General features: G+C 59.8%; 19 protein-coding genes. 10 read left to right on the top strand and 9 right to left on the bottom strand.

Features of this window, described 5'->3' with window-relative positions:
- Positions 1–89: 89 nt before the first annotated feature.
- Entirely contained in the window at positions 90–1,283 is a 1,194-nt protein-coding gene (locus HMPREF3053_RS10555) for a YihY/virulence factor BrkB family protein (RefSeq protein ID WP_246819402.1), read from the top strand.
- 31 nt (positions 1,284–1,314) lie between these two features.
- Here HMPREF3053_RS10555 and HMPREF3053_RS10550 read toward each other — a convergent pair whose 3' ends face one another.
- Positions 1,315–2,532 (bottom strand): NupC/NupG family nucleoside CNT transporter, encoded by a 1,218-nt coding sequence (locus HMPREF3053_RS10550; RefSeq protein WP_070642733.1) that lies wholly within the window; start codon positions 2,530–2,532, stop codon positions 1,315–1,317.
- 45 nt (positions 2,533–2,577) lie between these two features.
- Positions 2,578–2,997 (bottom strand): cytidine deaminase, encoded by a 420-nt coding sequence (locus tag HMPREF3053_RS10545; RefSeq protein WP_048732021.1) that lies wholly within the window; start codon positions 2,995–2,997, stop codon positions 2,578–2,580.
- A 169-nt stretch (positions 2,998–3,166) separates the two neighbouring features.
- Between HMPREF3053_RS10545 and HMPREF3053_RS10540 the strand changes: the two genes are divergently transcribed.
- The 4 genes from HMPREF3053_RS10540 (at position 3,167) to HMPREF3053_RS10525 (ending at position 8,100) form a co-directional block, all read left to right on the top strand.
- The gene (locus tag HMPREF3053_RS10540) at positions 3,167–4,453 is read left to right on the top strand and encodes a thymidine phosphorylase (RefSeq protein WP_049172492.1); all 1,287 of its coding nucleotides are present in this window, start codon (positions 3,167–3,169) and stop codon (positions 4,451–4,453) included.
- Positions 4,454–4,557: 104 nt separating this feature from the next.
- Complete coding sequence (gene deoC / locus HMPREF3053_RS10535) at positions 4,558–5,208, top strand: deoxyribose-phosphate aldolase (RefSeq protein ID WP_069359695.1); 651 nt, start codon at positions 4,558–4,560, stop codon at positions 5,206–5,208.
- A gap of 10 nt (positions 5,209–5,218) precedes the next feature.
- Positions 5,219–6,982, top strand: a complete 1,764-nt coding sequence (locus HMPREF3053_RS10530; protein ID WP_070767685.1) for a phospho-sugar mutase — start codon at positions 5,219–5,221, stop codon at positions 6,980–6,982.
- 644 nt (positions 6,983–7,626) lie between these two features.
- Positions 7,627–8,100 (top strand): hypothetical protein, encoded by a 474-nt coding sequence (locus tag HMPREF3053_RS10525; protein ID WP_246819401.1) that lies wholly within the window; start codon positions 7,627–7,629, stop codon positions 8,098–8,100.
- Between the two features lie 56 nt (positions 8,101–8,156).
- Here HMPREF3053_RS10525 and HMPREF3053_RS10520 read toward each other — a convergent pair whose 3' ends face one another.
- The 4 genes from HMPREF3053_RS10520 to HMPREF3053_RS10505 are packed head-to-tail and all read right to left on the bottom strand — an operon-like array spanning position 8,157 to position 11,824.
- Positions 8,157–8,843 (bottom strand): biliverdin-producing heme oxygenase, encoded by a 687-nt coding sequence (locus HMPREF3053_RS10520; RefSeq protein WP_070429107.1) that lies wholly within the window; start codon positions 8,841–8,843, stop codon positions 8,157–8,159.
- Positions 8,836–9,660: a heme ABC transporter ATP-binding protein gene (locus HMPREF3053_RS10515; RefSeq protein WP_083280647.1), complete on the bottom strand. Its 825-nt coding sequence runs from the start codon at positions 9,658–9,660 to the stop codon at positions 8,836–8,838. Before HMPREF3053_RS10515 ends, HMPREF3053_RS10520 begins: the two co-directional genes overlap by 8 nt.
- Positions 9,660–10,739, bottom strand: a complete 1,080-nt coding sequence (locus HMPREF3053_RS10510; protein ID WP_049172506.1) for a FecCD family ABC transporter permease — start codon at positions 10,737–10,739, stop codon at positions 9,660–9,662. The genes HMPREF3053_RS10515 and HMPREF3053_RS10510 overlap by 1 nt, the downstream gene beginning before the upstream one ends.
- Before the next feature lie 11 nt (positions 10,740–10,750).
- A complete protein-coding gene (locus HMPREF3053_RS10505; protein ID WP_070767683.1) occupies positions 10,751–11,824 on the bottom strand; it encodes a heme/hemin ABC transporter substrate-binding protein in 1,074 nt (357 codons plus the stop codon).
- A gap of 203 nt (positions 11,825–12,027) precedes the next feature.
- On the opposite strand from HMPREF3053_RS10505, the gene HMPREF3053_RS10500 reads away from it, so the two are divergent.
- The 3 genes from HMPREF3053_RS10500 to HMPREF3053_RS10490 all read left to right on the top strand — a co-directional run bounded on the left by HMPREF3053_RS10500 (position 12,028) and on the right by HMPREF3053_RS10490 (position 14,689).
- Complete coding sequence (locus HMPREF3053_RS10500; protein WP_070767682.1) at positions 12,028–12,576, top strand: neocarzinostatin apoprotein domain-containing protein; 549 nt, start codon at positions 12,028–12,030, stop codon at positions 12,574–12,576.
- A gap of 44 nt (positions 12,577–12,620) precedes the next feature.
- Positions 12,621–13,805, top strand: coding sequence for an isocitrate/isopropylmalate dehydrogenase family protein (locus tag HMPREF3053_RS10495; protein WP_070767681.1), 1,185 nt, complete (start codon positions 12,621–12,623; stop codon positions 13,803–13,805).
- Between the two features lie 119 nt (positions 13,806–13,924).
- Positions 13,925–14,689: an NYN domain-containing protein gene (locus HMPREF3053_RS10490; RefSeq protein WP_070652688.1), complete on the top strand. Its 765-nt coding sequence runs from the start codon at positions 13,925–13,927 to the stop codon at positions 14,687–14,689.
- Between the two features lie 3 nt (positions 14,690–14,692).
- Here HMPREF3053_RS10490 and HMPREF3053_RS10485 read toward each other — a convergent pair whose 3' ends face one another.
- Both HMPREF3053_RS10485 and HMPREF3053_RS10480 read right to left on the bottom strand, forming a co-directional pair.
- Positions 14,693–15,574, bottom strand: a complete 882-nt coding sequence (locus tag HMPREF3053_RS10485; protein ID WP_070767680.1) for a VOC family protein — start codon at positions 15,572–15,574, stop codon at positions 14,693–14,695.
- Between the two features lie 3 nt (positions 15,575–15,577).
- Positions 15,578–15,871 (bottom strand): RNA-binding S4 domain-containing protein, encoded by a 294-nt coding sequence (locus HMPREF3053_RS10480; RefSeq protein ID WP_005510922.1) that lies wholly within the window; start codon positions 15,869–15,871, stop codon positions 15,578–15,580.
- A gap of 163 nt (positions 15,872–16,034) precedes the next feature.
- Here HMPREF3053_RS10480 and HMPREF3053_RS10475 point away from each other — a divergent pair, with 163 nt between their 5' ends.
- Positions 16,035–16,562: an HPP family protein gene (locus tag HMPREF3053_RS10475; protein WP_049189801.1), complete on the top strand. Its 528-nt coding sequence runs from the start codon at positions 16,035–16,037 to the stop codon at positions 16,560–16,562.
- 58 nt (positions 16,563–16,620) lie between these two features.
- On the top strand, positions 16,621–17,316 hold the full coding sequence (locus tag HMPREF3053_RS10470; protein WP_070767679.1) for a NeuD/PglB/VioB family sugar acetyltransferase: 696 nt from the start codon (positions 16,621–16,623) through the stop codon (positions 17,314–17,316).
- Here HMPREF3053_RS10470 and HMPREF3053_RS10465 read toward each other — a convergent pair.
- Complete coding sequence (locus HMPREF3053_RS10465; RefSeq protein ID WP_048731988.1) at positions 17,300–17,965, bottom strand: sugar transferase; 666 nt, start codon at positions 17,963–17,965, stop codon at positions 17,300–17,302. The genes HMPREF3053_RS10470 and HMPREF3053_RS10465 overlap by 17 nt on opposite strands.
- Positions 17,966–17,968: the final 3 nt, after the last annotated feature.

Here is a 17,968-nt window from a genome sequence, read left to right as displayed (position 1 = left end):
CTGCTCTCTTCGACCGATAGACTTAAGCGAGCGCAGATGTCCGCATATATGTTGCAGCCGCTGTCCGGTCGGAGAGGACGATTCTTTAGGTGTCACCAGCACAGCAGATCAAGCACACACTCCAGGCCTACGAGTCGGCGGACGCATCTTTTGCTCAGTCCGCGAAGAAGTTGCCACCCGTGGGGTGGAAAGGAGCGCTCTACGCTCTCAAGCGTGCGGGTATCGAGTTTTTCTTGGAGCTCGGTTTCGACGCCGCCGCGAAGTTGACTTACTACACGGTGCTAACCTTCGCACCCGCACTGCTTGCGATTTACTCAATTGCCACGCTGATGTTGGCCGGTTACACCGATGACCTCAACCGACTGACCGAGGATTTCATCCGCAGCTACATTCCAGCTGAGTATGCCGAACCGATTCGCAATGTCATCTCAACGATTATCGGCTCCGCCACGGGCGGTCTTGTCGCACTGACTATCGGTATTGTCTTTGCGCTGATTTCGTCGTCGGCCTACACGCGCGCATTTTCGCGCACGGGTAACTCCATCTATGGCGTATCCGAAGGCCGCACGCTTATTCGCTACCACCTGCTCATGGTCGCCATTACGCTATTGCTGCTCATTGGCACGGTGGTACTGCTCATTGCGATTGTTGTCAATGACCAGCTAGTTATCACCATCGTCGAACCGGTTGCGCGCCCGTTGGGTATTGAATCGACCACGCGACAGGTCATTGACTTCTGCATCTCCGTCTGGAGTTGGCTGCGCTGGCCGGTCATTATCGTCATGTCGATGATTCTGATTGGCTCGCTGTACTACTTCACACCGAATGTGCGCATGCGCAAATTCCGCTGGCTCAGTACCGGTTCGGCACTGGCAATTATGAGCTCGCTGATTATTGGCAAGGCATTGCAGCTTTACCTGTTCAACTTTGCGGCTTCAAACCCCTACGGCGCCATGGGTGCCGTCATTGCTCTCATGACTGCACTTTGGGGCATTAATGTCGTCGTGGTCTTCGGCTTCAAGCTGGATGCCGAAGTTGAGAGGATGCGCCAACTGCGCGCCGGCCTGCCCGCAGAGCGATACATCCAGCTTCCACCCCGAGCTACCGCGGCCGCCGAGGGCGAGCAGAAGATCCATCAGAATCTAGAAAAGCAGGCGGCCGAATTCCGAACTGAGGAACCCGACCGCCTGGATAAAATGCCAGCAGAAGCAACTGAAGATTTTTCCTCGCAGCCCGCTGCTGAGACTGACCCTGCTACCGATCCGTTCAAGAGGATCGACTAGCAGGGCCAGTAACTAACCACACAGCACCTAGCTATAGCGCAATCACACCCACAATTGCAGCGTTGAGCAGGTTGGTGCACAGGCCCGCAATCAGCGCCAGCGGGCCGTTCTTGGCAATCTCACCGCGACGCTCCGGCGATAGCGCACCGAAGGAACCGATCTGAATTGCAATGGAAGACAGGTTGGCGAAGCCAGCCAGGGCGAAGGTCGCCAGCATGATGGACTTCGGATCCAGCGAGTCGACGTGCTCCGAGAACGAGGTGTAGCCGACGAACTCGTTCAGAATCGTCTTCTCACCAATGAAGCTACCGACCAGCCCTGCGTTCTCCCACGGCACACCAATCAGCCAGGCAATCGGCGCGAAGATCAGACCGAACAGCCCCTCCAGCGACCAGTTTTCCTGACCGAACCAGCCGCCGATGCCGCCAATCATCGCCGACAGCATCGCAATCACAGCGATGAACGCAATCAACAGACATGCCACAACCACAGCGATACGACCGCCGGCCAACGCACCCGCCCCGAGCGCGTCAATGACGTTCTTCGACTCAGTGTCGCGGACATCCTTCACCGACGCATCCAGATCGGATTCCTCCGTCTCCGGCCAGAAAGTCTTCGCAATCAGCAGCGAGCCCGGCGCGTTCATTACCGATGCCGCCAGCAGGTACTCCAACGGCGCACCGAGCAGGGAGTAACCGATCAAGGTCGATCCGGCCACCGACGCAAAACCGCCCGACATACATGCGAACAGCTCCGACTTGGTCAGTTTCGGAATATACGGCTTAACGACGAGCGGAGCCTCCGACTGCCCGAGGAAAATCACCGTGGAAGCGAAGACGGACTCCACCTTCGAGGTTCCCATAATGAACTTCAGTGCGGACCCGACATATTCAACGAAGTACTGCACTACCCGCAGGTAGTAGAGGGCGCCGAGGACCGCGCCCAGGAAGATGATCACTGGCAGCACGTTGAGCACGAAGACGAAGTTTTTACCCGTGCCGTCGAAAAGATTACCGAAGACAAACGAGGTGCCCTCATTTGTAAAGTCGATCATCTTCTCAATGGCACCGGCCACGCTCTTCAACGCCTGGAAGCCGGGTTCCCACTTCAGCACTACCAGCGCGAACACCGCTTGCAGCAGCAGGCCAACGCCGAGTGTGCGCCAGTTAATGGCTTTCCTGTTCTTTGAGATAGCAATGGCAAATCCGATGACGAGGATGATGCCCAGTAAGCCTTGCAGTCTATCCATGACTAAGGTCTTCTTTCTTGATAAAAGAGGCTGCGGTGATGATGCCTACAGGTCCTCGGGACCAAAGGCGTAAGGGAGAATTTTTTCGAAGTCGATGCTGGCCGGAGCGCCTAAACCACCATTTTCCGGGCGCTCGGATTCCACAATGACACGCTTGCACCCAAATTCGTGCAGGACCTGCCGACAGGCACCACAGGGGTGGCACGGTGCCGCCTTTCGCCCGACAATGGCACAGGCCGCAATCTTATGGTTGCCGCCGTGCTCCGCGACCATGCGGAACACGGCTGTACGCTCTGCGCAGTTGGTCAACCCATAGGACGCATTTTCCACGTTGCAGCCTGTGACCACCGTGCCGTCGTCAAGCAGAAGTGCGGCACCGACCGGAAAACCTGAATAGGGGACGTACGAGTTTTCCGTGGCTGCGTAGGCCTTAGCCAGTAGTTCTTCGTCTGAAATGTAGGACATTGTGCTCTCCCTCCCCGAGCCTGTTCGAGGTGTTTATGCAAACATACTTATGTGGGTACAAATGGAAAGTTGCCTATTGACATTTGTTCTAGTGCTGATGATAATCGGAATCAGCAGAGTTCACAAGACCAATATCGCTAAGCACGATCGCCTATAAAAGGAGCGAACAATGGCTGAAAAGTTCGATGTAGTTGACGTCATCAAGGTAAAGCGTGATGGCGGTGAGCTCAGTCCGGAAGAGATTTCCTGGGTCATTGATGCCTACACTCGCGGTGTCGTGGGCGATGAACAGATGGCGGCGCTGAACATGGCCATCTTCATCCGCGGCATGAACCGTCGCGAGATTGTGGATTGGACTCAGGCGATGATTGACTCGGGCGAGACCATGAGCTTCGCATCGCTGAGCAAGCCCACCACGGACAAGCACTCCACCGGTGGTGTCGGCGACAAGATCACACTGCCGCTGGGCCCACTGGTGTCCTCCTACGGCGTGGCCGTCCCGCAGCTGTCTGGCCGTGGCCTCGGCCACACCGGCGGCACCCTGGACAAGCTGGAATCCATTCCGGGCTGGCAGGCTGATGTTCCGAATGACCGCTTGATGCAGGTCCTGGAGGATTCCGGCGCGGTCGTCGCAGCAGCCGGTGCGGGCCTGGCACCTGCGGATAAGAAGATTTACGCGCTGCGTGACATCACCTCGACGGTGGACTGCATTCCGCTGATTGCCTCGTCGATCATGTCCAAGAAGATTGCGGAGGGCACCTCCAGCTTGGTGCTGGATGTCAAGGTCGGCTCGGGCGCCTTCATGAAGGATCTGAATCAGGCCCGCGAACTGGCCCGCACCATGGTTGACCTGGGCAACGACGCGGGCGTGAACACCCGCGCGCTGCTGACGGACATGTCCACGCCGCTGGGCCTGACCATCGGCAACGCCCTCGAGGTCCGCGAATCGGTGGAGGTTCTCGCCGGCGGCGGCCCCGCAGACGTCGTGGAGCTGACCTGTGAACTGGCCCGAAACATGCTGGAGCTGGCCGGCGTGCACGATGCCGACGTGGAGCAGGCTCTGAAGGACGGCCGCGCAATGGATTCGTGGAAGAAGATGATCCGCGCTCAGGGCGGCGATCCGGATGCCGCGTTGCCGGTGGCACCTCACACGCACGATGTGGTTGCGCAGGCCGACGGTTACCTGACCAAGCTGGATGCACTCGCTCTCGGCGTTGGTTCCTGGCGCTTGGGCGCGGGACGTGCGCGTAAGGATGATCCGGTGCAGGCCACTGCCGGTATTGAGATTTTCGCCAAGCCGGGAGACAAGGTGGTCAAGGGCCAGAAGCTGCTCACGCTGCACACTGAAACTCCGGATAAGTTCGAGCGCGCTCTCGAGTCCATCGAGCCGGGCATTGAAATCGGCGACACCGCGCCGACAGCCGAGCGCGAGATTATCCTCGATCGCGTGTCCTAGAAAATTACTGACAGACTCGCGCCGGCGCCACTTCCCGCCTCGAGCCCGCCACCTCCCTACTTTTAAGCTCTCTCCCAAATTTCCGAAAGGACTTGATTTCTCCCATGACTTCCCGCGCTGATGTTGCCAAGATGATTGACCACACCCTGCTTAAGCCAGAAGCCACCTCTGACCAGGTCAAGGCTCTTATCGCCGAGGCCGCCAAGCTCGGCACCTACTCCATCTGCATCTCCCCATCGCAGCTGCCGGTCGAGGTGCCGGAAGGCCTGCACATCGCCACTGTCGTCGGATTCCCCTCCGGCGCGGTAAAGGCCGAGATCAAGGCCTCTGAAGCCGCTCGCGCTGTGGCCGATGGCGCTGAAGAAGTCGACATGGTCATCAACATCGCCTTCGCCAAGGAGCACCGCTTCGACGACCTCGAGGCCGAAATCAAGGCTGTTCGCGACGCCATTCCGGGCAAGATTCTGAAGGTCATCATCGAGTCGGCCGCTCTGACCGATGAGGAAATCATCGCAGCTTGCAAGGCTTCCGAGTCCGCAGGCGCAGACTTCGTCAAGACCTCCACAGGCTTCCACCCGGCCGGCGGCGCTTCCGCTCACGCTGTGAAGCTCATGCGCGAAACCGTGGGCGACCGCCTTGGCGTCAAGGCCTCTGGCGGTATCCGCGATGCCGCTGCCGCTGAGGAAATGATTGCCGCTGGCGCCTCTCGCCTGGGCCTTTCCTCCTCCGCCGCTGTCCTCGACGGTCTGAAGTAGGCGAACCCCGATGCTCTCCGAACAGCTACAAGCCACCATCACCGATTGGATCGCCCACGATCCGGACGAGGCCACCGCCGCCGAGCTCTCTTCGCTTTACGACGAAGCCAAGGCCGCCAACCCCGATGCGATTGCCGAGCTGGAAAGCCGTTTCGCCGGGCCACTCGAATTCGGCACTGCAGGTCTTCGCGGTGTCGTTGCAGCTGGTCAGTCCCGCATGAACCGTGCCACGGTCATCCGTGCCACCGCTGGCCTGGTTGCGCATCTGAAGAACATTGTGGGCGACGACTTCACCGTGGTCATTGGTTGCGATGCCCGCCACGGCTCCGCTGATTTTCACCGAGATGCCGCCGCGGTTGTCGCCGCAGCCGGCGGCAAGGCCCTGGCTCTGCCGCAGCAGCTGCCCACACCGGTGACCGCCTTTGCCGTACGCCACCTCAATGCCGATGCCGGCATCATGGTCACGGCCAGCCACAATCCACCGAAGGACAACGGCTACAAGGTTTACCTCGGTGGCCGCGCGGTGGAGTCGGATTCCCGCCGAGGCGTCCAAATCATCGCGCCCCATGACAAGCAAATTGCGGACGCCATCGCCGCTGCTCCACCGGCTGATGAGGTCCCGCGTGACTTCGATGCCGTCGAGCAGGTTGGTCCTGAACTACTGGACGCCTATGTGAAACGGGCGGCTGCGCTCGCAACGACGTCGTCAAGCGAAGAGAAGCAGGCAGCGAAGATTGTCCTCACCCCGATGCATGGCGTCGGCGGCGAGACCATCGTGCGCACGCTGAACGCGGCAGGTTTCTCGAATGTCAGCGTGGTCGAGAAGCAGTTCGCGCCAGATCCGGAGTTCCCGACGGTATCGTTCCCGAACCCGGAGGAAGCCGGTGCTTTGGATCTTGCGTTTGAGCTGGCTCGTGCCGAAGACGCGGATGTCATCATCGCGGCTGACCCGGATGCGGACCGTTGCTCGGTGGCTATTCCGGATAGCAGCGTCGACGGTGGCTGGCGACAGCTCTCCGGCGATGACATCGGTGCGTTTCTAGGTGAAGTCATCGGTGCGGATGCCGAGGCTCGTGGGATTGCGACCGTGAGCAATGATGAGGGCGCAGAGTTCCCGGCCACGATGGCTAACTCGATTGTGTCCTCACGCCTGCTGGGCAAGATTGCCGCAGGTCACGGACTGAATTATCGCGCTACACTGACCGGCTTTAAGTGGATTGCTGGTGTGGACGGGCTCATCTTCGGCTACGAGGAGGCCATTGGCTACTGCACCGATCCGGCAGTCGTGCGAGACAAGGACGGCGTATCTGCGGCGGTGCGTGTCGCCGACGCGGTGGCGCGTCTGAAGGGCCAGGGGCTGGGCATTCAGGACCTGCTGGATGAGGTCGCCTGCGCCCACGGCCTCTACAAGACCGCCCCGTTGACCTTCCGAGTCGAGGACCGCTCGCTGATTACCAAGGGCATGGACACTCTGCGCGCCAACCCGCCTGCACAGCTGGCCGGATCGAAGGTCACACAGGTCACGGACATGAATGACGGCCTAGACATGGTCGACGCCAAGGCCGAGAGCTATCACATCCCGCCTACCGACGGCATTCTCATCCTCACCGAGGCCAACGACCGCGTCATTGCCCGGCCTTCCGGCACGGAACCGAAGCTGAAGTGCTACCTGGAAGTCGTGCTGCCGGTCGCTTCGGCCGCGATTCCGCACGTGGCCGCGGCCGAGCGGCTCGACCAGATTAAGGCCGAGCTCAAGGAAATCCTGGGGATGTAGCGACTAAACAGCTAACCAATAGGCAGCTACCAGCTACACCTCGCAACAAACTGGGGTGCGCATGAACGAAACGGCCGAAAAATGGCCGTGGGGTTTCACGCGCGCCCCAGTTTCACATATGCAGCCCGGAGTCTTGGACCGGCTCATGAGTTACTGACTAGGTTTATGACAAAAACAAGCAGAAATTAGTGCCGAAACTGACATAAACTTAGGCAGTTTCTCGATGGTCACAACCTCATTTGAAGCTCACCACCTCATTTCGGGTCTAGCTAAACCCGTTCTGGCCGCATTTTGCGGACGACATGCGTCTCCTAACATGCTTTACAGTTTTCCCAGTAATACAATAAAAGCCGTTAACCGTGTCCCCAGGGGATGGAACACCATTCGCTACGCGGGTTGGGCTCATCACAGGGGGAACACTTCCTCCTCGTGATTGGTCGTCCAGCATGTCGCATAACGAGTCCCCCAGCTCAGACCCCAACTACAATTCGAATCCTTCCACCGGTTCTTTCGGCCCCGTGTACCCGAACCAGGCACCTCAACCCCAACCACAGCCGCAGCCCCAATTCGCTGCGCAGCCGGCACCAACTTTCGCTTACGCAGCCCCGGCGTATCCGCAGCAAAGATCAGGTACTTCCGGCGCAATGATTGCGCTCATTTCAGTGCTGGTCGTGGTCCTGCTGGGCCTGGTTGGCGCGGTACTTTATGTCACCCTGAGTAAAGATGACTCGGTAACTGCGGCCGACACACAGACGGCTGCCACTACACAGGCCGCTGCCGATGCTTCGAGCCAGCCCAACCCACCGGTCACACAGACTGAGACCGTGGTTGTTCAAGATTCGAGTGGCTCATCCGGTAATTCGGGCTCGTCTCGCTCATCGGGCCTGGCTGGCGGCAACCTCTCCAGCGCATGGAAGGGCACGTCCTCAACGAGCGATCCGTTCGTTCGAAATGTACACAGCGCGTACGTCCGCTATCGCAATTCCACTGGTGCGGAATCCGGCACCATCACGGCCTACAGCCCAACGACTGGCCTGACCTACAACATGTGGTGCCGCCCATCTGGCAGCAACATCAAGTGCACAGGCGGCCGTAACGCAGTGGTGTACATCGGCTAACGCACACCACCCGCAGTCACAGCCGCAACACCCCAGTCCGCGACCTACGCCGCAACCTACGCCACTGCGTCGTCTAGGCCGCCAGCTAGGTCGTGGAAAATGGCCCGGTTGAGACGAAATGCCTTTTTCGCCTCGTCAACCACGGCATCTTTGTCGGCATCCGAAATGCCCAGCTCAGACAGACTCTGTCGGTAGCCGTCGCGGTAGGGCTTAATTTTTCCGATCGCGGAGAAGTCATAGAATCGGGTTCCCTCCGCACCGATGCCGTAGTGCTTGGCCAGCATGGACGCAATCACCTGACCACCAGAAAGATCGCCCAGGTAGCGAACGTAATGGTGTGCCAATGCGGCGTTGGCGTTGCCGTTGCTTTCGATTTCACGAAGCTCGGCCACGTAGTTCTTTGTCGCCTCCACTGGCGAGATCTTTTCCCGCCAGTCAGGCCCCACCAAATGTTCAAGGTCGGCCGCCAGAGCCTCCAGGCGCTCCAGCTGCGCATCGTAGACCGCTCTGACCTGCGGCGACTCCGCAGTGGACCGCACTGCCTGCTCCAACGCTTCGTACACAAAGTAGAGCTGACCAGTTAGATCGATGGCCGCCTGCGCATTCAGTTCACCCGCAAGCAGCCTCGACATGAAGTCGGAGTTCTCCGCTTCACTGTGGACACCCGCAGTCTCCACTTTGAGTCGCTCTGCCAGGGGCTGAGCAGCCTGCTTGTCACCTTCTTTAATCGTGTTTTCAACCATGATTTTCTTCTTTCTCTGTGAGGTTCGGAGACTGGGGTGAGAGATTGTGGCCCGCACGCTGAGGCACCAGCACGGGGTTGCCCGCGGAGTCCTGAAGCACTTCCACACCGATGCCGTAGACTTCGCTGACGGTCTGTGCATCCAGGGTTTCCGCAGGCGGGCCTTGCTTTACGACGCGCCCCTGCGCCACCACCACAACGTGATCGGCATACGCCGCTGCGGCGGACAAATCGTGCAGGACCACGACCACGGCTTTGCCCGCCGCCGCGCGGGCGCGCATCATTCCCATGATTTTTTCGGCGTGGTGGAGGTCCAGGGCCGCGGTCGGTTCGTCGAGAAGCACGACGGGAGTGTCCTGGTAGAACACGCGGGCGCTGTGGACGCGGGCGCGCTCGCCGCCGGAGAGGGTCGGGACTTCCCGGTCAAGGAGGTGCGCGACGTCGCATTCAGTGATGACTTCCGCGAGCAGCTCTTCGTTCGGGCAGCCCCAGGGGTTGCGTCCGAAGTTGATTACTTCGCGGCTGGTGAATGGCACGGACAGTTCTTGGCTCTGTACCAGGACGGCGCGGTAGCGGGCCAGGTCGGCGATGGAGAGCTCGGTAATGGAGTGCTCGCCGATCCGGACGTTGCCGCCGCTGAGCTCATGGTCGCCGGAAAGCGCTGCGAGCAGTGTCGACTTTCCAGCACCATTCGGGCCGACCAGCGCGGTGACTTTTCCGGGCTCGGCGACCACGGAAATATCGTTGAGAATGCGGTGACCGTCCAGGGTGATGCTGACATTTTCGGCAGAAATGCCCAGGCCAGAGTGAATTTCCATTAGTGCACCGCCCTCTTCGAACGCAGGAGCAGCCAGAAGAACAGCGGGCCACCGACGATCGAGGTGAGCATTCCCAGCGGCAGGTCCGCACCGGTGATCATGGTGCGGGCCGCGAGGTCGGCCAGCGTTGTGGCCAGCGCGCCGCCGAGGATGCATGCAGGAATCAGCGTGCGATGCGCTGGTCCCAGCAGCAGTCGTGCAGCGTGCGGCACGACCAGGCCGATGAAGACGATGATGCCGGAAAATGCCACACCAGCCGCCACGACCAGGGACGTGCCAAAAATGATGGCGCGACGCAGCGTGACGACGTTAATACCCAGGTGGCGGGCTTGCGCTTCACCAAGACTCAGAATGTCCAGCTTGCGGTAGCTGACCCACATGGCAATTACGGCCGGAACTGTCACCAACGTAATAATGACAACCTGCGTCCAGGTGGCACTGGCAAACGAGCCCATCTGCCAGAACACAATGCGGTCGCGGGCAGCCGTGGAGGCTACGAATGTCAGGAGCGAAACCAGACCACCACAGATGGAGTTCACAGCCACACCGACCAGAATGATTCGAGCGATATCGCGGCCACCGTGCGCATTGGCGGCCACAATAGCCGTGGCTACCGCGCCACCAATAAAAGCTGAGACCGCAATGGCCCAGCTGCTGGCGAAGACACTCAACACTCCGCCGAGCACTCCGGAAAGCCCGGCGGCGGTGCCCAAAACTGTGGCGGTGGCAGCGCCGACCGCGGCGCCGGAGGAAACGCCGATGAGGCCGGGTTCGGCAAGCGGGTTGCCGAACACCGCTTGCAGCGCCACACCTGCGAGGGCGAGCCCCGCGCCAACGAGGCAGGCCAGCGCGATGCGCGGCAGTCGCACTTGCCACAGCACGGTGTCGATGGGCTCTGGCGCGTCACCGAGACCGCCATTGAACACTAGCCTCACCATTGAGCTCAGTGATTCGCCGATGGTAGCGCCGAACTGCCCCACGGAGGCCGACCAACCTATTGCCAGCACCAGCGCTAGGGCGAGTCCAATGAAAACGGCCACCTGTCTGAACGGACTAGTTTTGTTCGCGGTTGTCTGCATTGCTCAGCCAGTCACTTTCCCGCAGTCTTGTCAGCGCCATCACCAGCACCGCCACCGTAGAGAGCATCCGCAATGGCGCGAATCGCACGCGGCGACTGCGAGTCAAAGGACAGCAGCTGCGAATCGGGCACGTCCACAACGGACTCATTCTGGCCCGCCGGGGTCTGTGCGATGCCCGGGATCTCCTTCAGACCTTCAATCCCGCCGACGGACTCCAGGCCACCGGTCATCACCAAGATGGTGTCGGGAGCCGCAGCAATCAGGGACTCCGGAGTAATAGGCGTGAACGCACCCTCAATACCCACGCCCTCACCGGCATCGACACCGCCGAGACGAGTGATCAGAGAACGCCCACCAGAATCCGGTCCCGCAATCATGGCCACACCGGTTCCGCGCACGTAGAGAATCATCATCTTGCGGCCATCGGCCTTGGCCTGCGCGTACTCGGTCGCAGCCGCCAGCTCCTTGTCCAGGTGCTCCTTCACCGGGCCAACTTGGTCAGCCAGGCCGACTGCGCCCGCAACTTCGTCGATAAGCGTGTTGATGGTCTCGGGAGTGCGCTCGTCCGACACATGGACGACGGTGATCCCCGCCTTTTCAAACGTGTCGAAGACACGGCTAGGGCCAATCGTGCCATCGGTAATGATGAGCTCCGGCTTCAGCTTCATCACCGACTCAGCATTGACTGCATGTCCGCCAATGGTGAGGTTCGGCAAATCCTTTACCGCCGGGAAATCGGAGGTGGCGTCGCGCCCCACCAGACGGTCTCCGAGACCAAGCGTGTAAACCGCACGACTGAGTGCTCCCGCCCGGTCAAGCGTGAGAATACGCTGGTAGTCCTTATCTTCTGCCGGCTTCGGGTCTTTCAGCAGCACTTCGGGGTTTTCCGAAGGTAGGTTCGCATGCGCGGCACCGTGAGCGGAAATGTTGTCGGCGCGCGGAACCGTCGTCACGCCAGCGCTTGACGACGATGCCCCCTCCCTCGCGGCATCATCGGAACCACAGGCGACTAGTCCTGCGACTAGGACAACACTCAGCAGTGTTCCGGCAAGACTGCGAACGCGACAGGCAGGCACAGTGAACATATTCCCCCTCTGTGAGCTGACGCTGCACGGAGATAGACGACAAAAAGAATGACTAAATAACGACTAACACTAGTAACAAAGAGCTTAGAAAGGACTTTGCTCTACTCACCCAAAGAATCTTAGGCTATCTTTTAGTTCTAGGTTAGCCTACCCTTAAATAAAGATAGTAATTTCTACAGTTTTTCGGAAGGACGTTACCTCCTATGACTACTCGTACACTCCAGCGTCGCGCGGCTTTCCTGGCTATTCCGGCCGTCGCCGCACTTCCGCTTCTCGCCGCCTGTGGCACAGATGACGCGGACGATGCCGCACAGGATGCTACCAACGCCTCGGAAACCACCAGCTCGGCTGCAGATCAAGAAACCGACGCCAGCGCCGGCGAAGTAACCATGGAGGCCGAGCCGGTCAACGACCTCTCCGAGGGCGATGTCATCTCCGTCGACCTGTCTGGTCTCGACCCCGACTACGGCTACTACGCCGCACTCTGCGCCGCCGAGAAGGCTCCAGGCAACCCCGTCCCGGACTGCACCGGTGACCGCAGTGCCGGCACCCAGTCGCAGCAGTGGATTACCAAGAAGTCCGGCGGCACCACCACCATCGCCGACGACAACACCGCACACTTTGAGCTCAGTGTCGTCCCTACCGGCGAGGCCGTGGACTGCACCCAGCAGGACTGCGTGCTGAAGCTCTTCGGTGACCACAGCGAGGGCTTCGAGGACATCACCGAGATTCCGGTTACTTTCGCAAAGTAGCCAAACCGCACACGCGCAGGCGTCGCAGTCCTAGGCTAAGAGCCATGGAAACCGACCAGCCTGCGACTGCCAACGACGCGGCACCGCGCCGCATCACACTCCTGCCCGGCGACGGCATCGGCCCCGAAATCACCGATGCCTGCCGAGGACTCATCGCCGATGTCTTCCCGCACTGGGAGCTGACAGAGGCACAAATTGGCTGGTCCCAGTGGTGCGCGCACGGCAATCCCGTCCCGCAGGAAACTTGGGAAACACTCGGACGCAGCGACGCCGCTCTGCTCGCGGCGATTACCTCCAAGCCCGCTCGCGAGGCTGAGGAAGAACTAGCACCGCATCTGCGCGATACCGGCCTGACCTACCGCTCCCCTGTTCTCCAGCTGCGCCAGCGCCTCGACCTCTTCGCCAACATCCGCCCGGTCACCCTGCCCGGCGCGGCTGCCGACTTCACCATCGTCCGCGAAAACACCGAGGGTCTCTACAGTCACGACTATCTCCTCCCGCCTTACGACACCCCGACCGACTCCCCGCACCACCACCTGTGGGCAGAGGTGGCGGAGGACTCGACGGTGGCTCGCGCCGTCGATAAGCGTGGCGACGTTGCGATTTCTTTGCGCGTGACGACGTCCTTTGCGTGGCACCGCCTTGCGCGACAGGCGGCCAAGTTGGCTCTCGCGCGCCAGGCGGCAAACCCCGATTCGGAGGCCACGCCGACGGTGACGGTGGCGGACAAGCCGAATATCCTGCGGGACTCTGCGCGTGTGATTCGCGGGGCAGTTGAAGAGGTGGCGGAGGAGTATCCGCAGGTTGCATTCGATTTTGCCAATGCGGATGCCGTGGCAATGCAGCTGGTGACCGACCCGGCGCGCTTTGATGTCATCATCGCGGAGAACCTCATCGGCGACATCCTCAGTGACATCGGCGCAGGACTGATTGGCGGGCTGGGGCTGGCGGCGTCGGCGAATGTTGGCGACGACTTTGCGGTTTTCGAGCCGGTGCACGGTTCGGCACCGGACATTGCCGGGCGCGGCATCGCCAACCCGGCTGCGTTTTTGCTCTCTGCGGCAATGTGCGCGGAGCACCTTGGGCATCCGACCTCGGAACTTGCGCCCGCAGCCAAGCTGCGCGAGGCCGTCTACGCCGTCACGCGCACCGCACCGACGCCAGACCTCGGCGGAACCGCGACTACCAGCGAGTTTGTGGCTGCAGTGAGGGCGGAGCTGGGGTTGTAGGCATTGACTCGATTACGAAGCGCAATTAAAGTGGTTGCTATCAATCCCAGCCGTTGACCCTCCGCCGATAAGGAGAGCGCCGATGACTGGGATTACTCATAGGGGGAGGGCCAAGAAATATGAGTAGAAACAGATATAGTGCTGCGCGAGCTGTGCCTTTACGCGAGATCACTACAGCAGTGCTTGTTGATGGTGGCTTTTACCGCAAACGTGCGGCAACACTGTTTGGTCATAAGACCGCAGAAGATCGCGCTGATGAACTGGTCAAGTACTGCCATCGCCATATACGTGAATCGCGCGCTGGACTGTACCGAATCTTTTACTACGACTGCCCACCGTCACAGCGGGTTGTTTATCACCCATTGCTCCAGCAGCAAGTCAACCTTGGTAAAAGTGAACTTTTTACCTGGACCAATGACTTCTTCGCTGCATTGGCTAAAAAACGAAAGGTTGCGATTAGAAGAGGAGAGCCTCTTGAAACTCAAGGTGGGTACACCCTAAAAGAGGCTCCGCTCAAGAAGCTTTGCCGTGGCACTATCGATGTTTCACAGCTGACCGAAAATGATTTCACCCTTGATATTTCTCAGAAAGGAGTGGACATGCGAATCGGTCTCGACATCGCTTCTCTTGCTGAACAACGACATGTAAATCAAATCATCATGATTTCGGGCGACAGTGATTTCGTCCCTGCAGCCAAACATGCCCGCAGATCTGGGATAGATTTCATTCTCGACCCGATGTGGGCCCCGATTACCGATAGCCTTAGCGAACACATTGATGGCATTCGCGAGTGCGTAAGCAAACCACCCAAAAACGAAGACGATCCTTTACACGTTAACTACACCGGAAAACAGGACCCTGAGGACGACGAAGAAGAGCTCTAGCTCCTACTGGAACTGGCTGAGGTCAATGCCTTCCAGTGGGTCCGACTCGCGGATATCTTCTTCCGGTGGCAGCGGCACCTCGCAGAGCACAACTGCCGCACCACACGGATCCTGCACGGTTGCCAGCGGGCCGAACTCGGTGGTCTGCGGGGCAACGAGCACGGAACCGCCCAGTTCCTCAGCCTTGGCGACAGCGGTGTCGATGTTCTCCACGCCAAGGTAGGCCAGCCAGCCAACGAAGCTCTTATCTGCCGCATCGGTCTGTGCAGCAACCGAGCTGGCTACCAAGCCAGCGAACGGCGCCCCGTCTTCCATCGCAACTGCGAAAGTGCCGTGCTCGTTCTTGTTGCGCACTGCGATTTCCCAGCCAAAGAAGTTGCGGTAGAAGTCCGCGACCTGCTCGAAGGTCTCCTCCGGGCCTGCGACCAGCTCGAACCACACTGGTGTGCCGGGCTCGCCCGCTGCGATGAAGGCCTGCTCACCCGGCTGTTCCAGTAGCCCGATGAGGCCACCGGCGGGGTCGGAAACGACAGCCATCGTGGATCCGTCGACAAGCGGGGTCGGTTCCTGGAAGACCTCGGCGCCGAGCTCACGCGCCTTCTCGACGGCACCAGCGGCGGAGTCGACATGGAAATTCACGCGCCACTGGTTGACGAAGGCATCCTCAGCGTCCTTATCGGCCTCAAGCAGCACCGACACCGGCATTCCGGACAGCATGGCAACGCGGCGACCAGCGGATGCCTCGCGGGCATCCTCATGGATTGGCGCGGTATTGCGATAAGCCCACCCGAGAACGCCGCGGTAGAAGCGCTCGGTCTTACGCGGTGCGGCGGAGAGCAGATCTACGCGCAGGGGCATGCCAAATTCGGCGGGAAATGCGGGCATGAGTTACAAGTTCCTCCACTTTTCAGGATCAAAGTCATCGTCGGCGGTGGCCTCATCAAAGTAGTCATCATCGACTTCATCGGCGGTGGCCACGCGTGCCGACATACCGGCAACAGAGACGACGTCCCCTGGACGCAGCACCTTGCCACGGCGGGTGTCGACCTCACCGTTCACGCTGACCTGGCCCTCGGCAATGAGTTCCTTGGCCAGACCGCCCGTTTCCACCAGGTTTGCCAACTTCAGGAATTGCCCGAGACGGATGGACTCATCCCGGATTGCGACATCGATAGGCTCCATGTCCTTAAGTGTGTCATACCCGGTGAAAATGGTCGGGGTTGGTTCGGGTCTGGTTCGGCTTTGGAGGCTTGGGAGACCTGGGAGCCACCCCATTTAAACTTCTATTTCAATAAAAACCTCGAACCGCGACGCAGATGAGGCAGCACACCCTAACATCGTTCTCATGTCTAATTCACGGTCTCCGAAGTGGCCCCGGATCGCCAGCGAAGCGCCACCTCGCCCTCCGCTACGCCATGTTATCGCCGCCTCGGTAGCCGTGAGCCTGCCGCTGATGACCCTGGCACTCATCTCAACTTCTGTCTCTGACCTGCTATTTCTGCCTCCTATTGGCGCTGCCATGGCGCTTATTGTCGGTGCGCCCAACTTGCCTCTGGCTCAGCCACGAAATGTCGTGGTCGGACACCTCATCGGCTGCACGACTGGCATCGCAATTCTGCACATGTTGGGTTCGACCATCATTGCTGCAGCGGTTGCCGCCGGCGTCGCCTTCGCGCTCATGCTTCTTGCTCGCGCGGCGCACTCCCCTGCCACCGCTACCGCTATGGTCACTGTGCTGATGCCACACGGTCATGGGCTTGCCAACGATTTCCGCTTCATAGGCTTCATTTTCGCTTCGTCGATCATGATCGTGATGCTTGGCATCCTCGCAAATCGACTGCGCGGCCTTCGGTATCCCACCTACTGGTGGTAGGTGGATTCGGGGTCACGCACTCCGGCTAAATACGGCTATCAGTGGGATAATGACACTCATGCCAAAGCAGTGGATCAACAACGCGACAACCGAAAAGATTGTCATCGTCGGCGCTGGTGGTTTTGGGCGAAACGTGGTCAGCTTCATCAAGGACATCAACGACTACGCAGCAGCCAACGGCCTACCACCGCAGTGGGAAATCCTAGGCATTATTGATGATGGCACCCCAGATATGACCTTTTTCCACAAAATGGGCGTGCAACTCTTGGGCAAAACCAAAATCCTCGCGGACTTGCCCGAGGGGGTCTACTACACAGTCGCAATCGGCAACGGCGCTGCTCGACGTTCGATTGCACAGCATGCAGATTCCAAGGGGCTCGTGCCTGCGACTCTGGTCCACCCAGACACCAGCATTGGCGCGCTGGTCTCGCTCGGAGAGGGCACGGTCATCTGCCCCGGAGCGCGCCTGACCTGCAATATTGAGGTAGGCAAGCACGCCCAAATCAATATGAATGTCACGATTGGCCACGATGCGGTGCTGCGGGACTACTGCACAATCTTCCCACTCAATGCCGTGTCGGGCTTTGTCACGCTTGGCGAGGCCTGCACACTAGGAGCCAACTCCGTAATCAACCCCGGCCTCACCGTTGGCGAGGGAGCGTACATCGGATCCGGAGCCGCAGTTACTAGCGATGTCGATGACTACACCGTTGTCGCCGGTGTTCCTGCAAGTGTGATTAAGAACCTGCGCTAGCCGAGACGTCCTTCTCCGCCGAATTCTCATCCGACGAACCGGTGAACTCGGTCATAGTCACTTGCCCTTCTTCCGAGATCCCTTCACGCTTGAGCACCACCAAGATAGTGTCGAGCAGAATCTTTGCATCGAGCAGTAGCGACCAATTATCCACGTACTGCACGTCGTACTCGAAACGTTCTTCCCAGGTGATGCCATTGCGGCCCGAGACCTGAGCAAGCCCTGTAATTCCCGGTGGCACCTCATGGCGGCGTGCTTGGCGCGGCGAATAGCGCTCGAGGTACTTCATGCGCAGCGGGCGCGGGCCAACGAGGCTCATATCGCCACGCAGAACGTTAAAGAGCTCCGGGAGCTCATCCAAGCTTGTGGACCGAAGGAATTTTCCCACCTCGGTGAGGCGGGACGCATCGTCGACAAGCCCCTTTGCCGGATTGACGTGGTGCATCGTCCGGAACTTGAGGATATTAAACGGCTCACCATCCTGGCCCGGGCGTTCCTGGCGGAATAGGACTGGCTTTCCCATGGAAAGTCGCACTGCCAGAGCCGTAGCGCCCATAACTGGCGACAGCACAATCAAGCCCGCTGCAGATGCCGCGATGTCGACGCCACGCTTAATTACCCGTTGCGCGCGGATGCTCAGTGAATCCATTGG

The organism is Corynebacterium sp. HMSC064E07, assembly GCF_001815745.1.
Lineage (GTDB): Bacteria > Actinomycetota > Actinomycetes > Mycobacteriales > Mycobacteriaceae > Corynebacterium > Corynebacterium jeikeium_D.
Note: the sequence above shows the minus strand (reverse complement) of the source record. Positions and strands in the feature narration are given on the sequence as shown.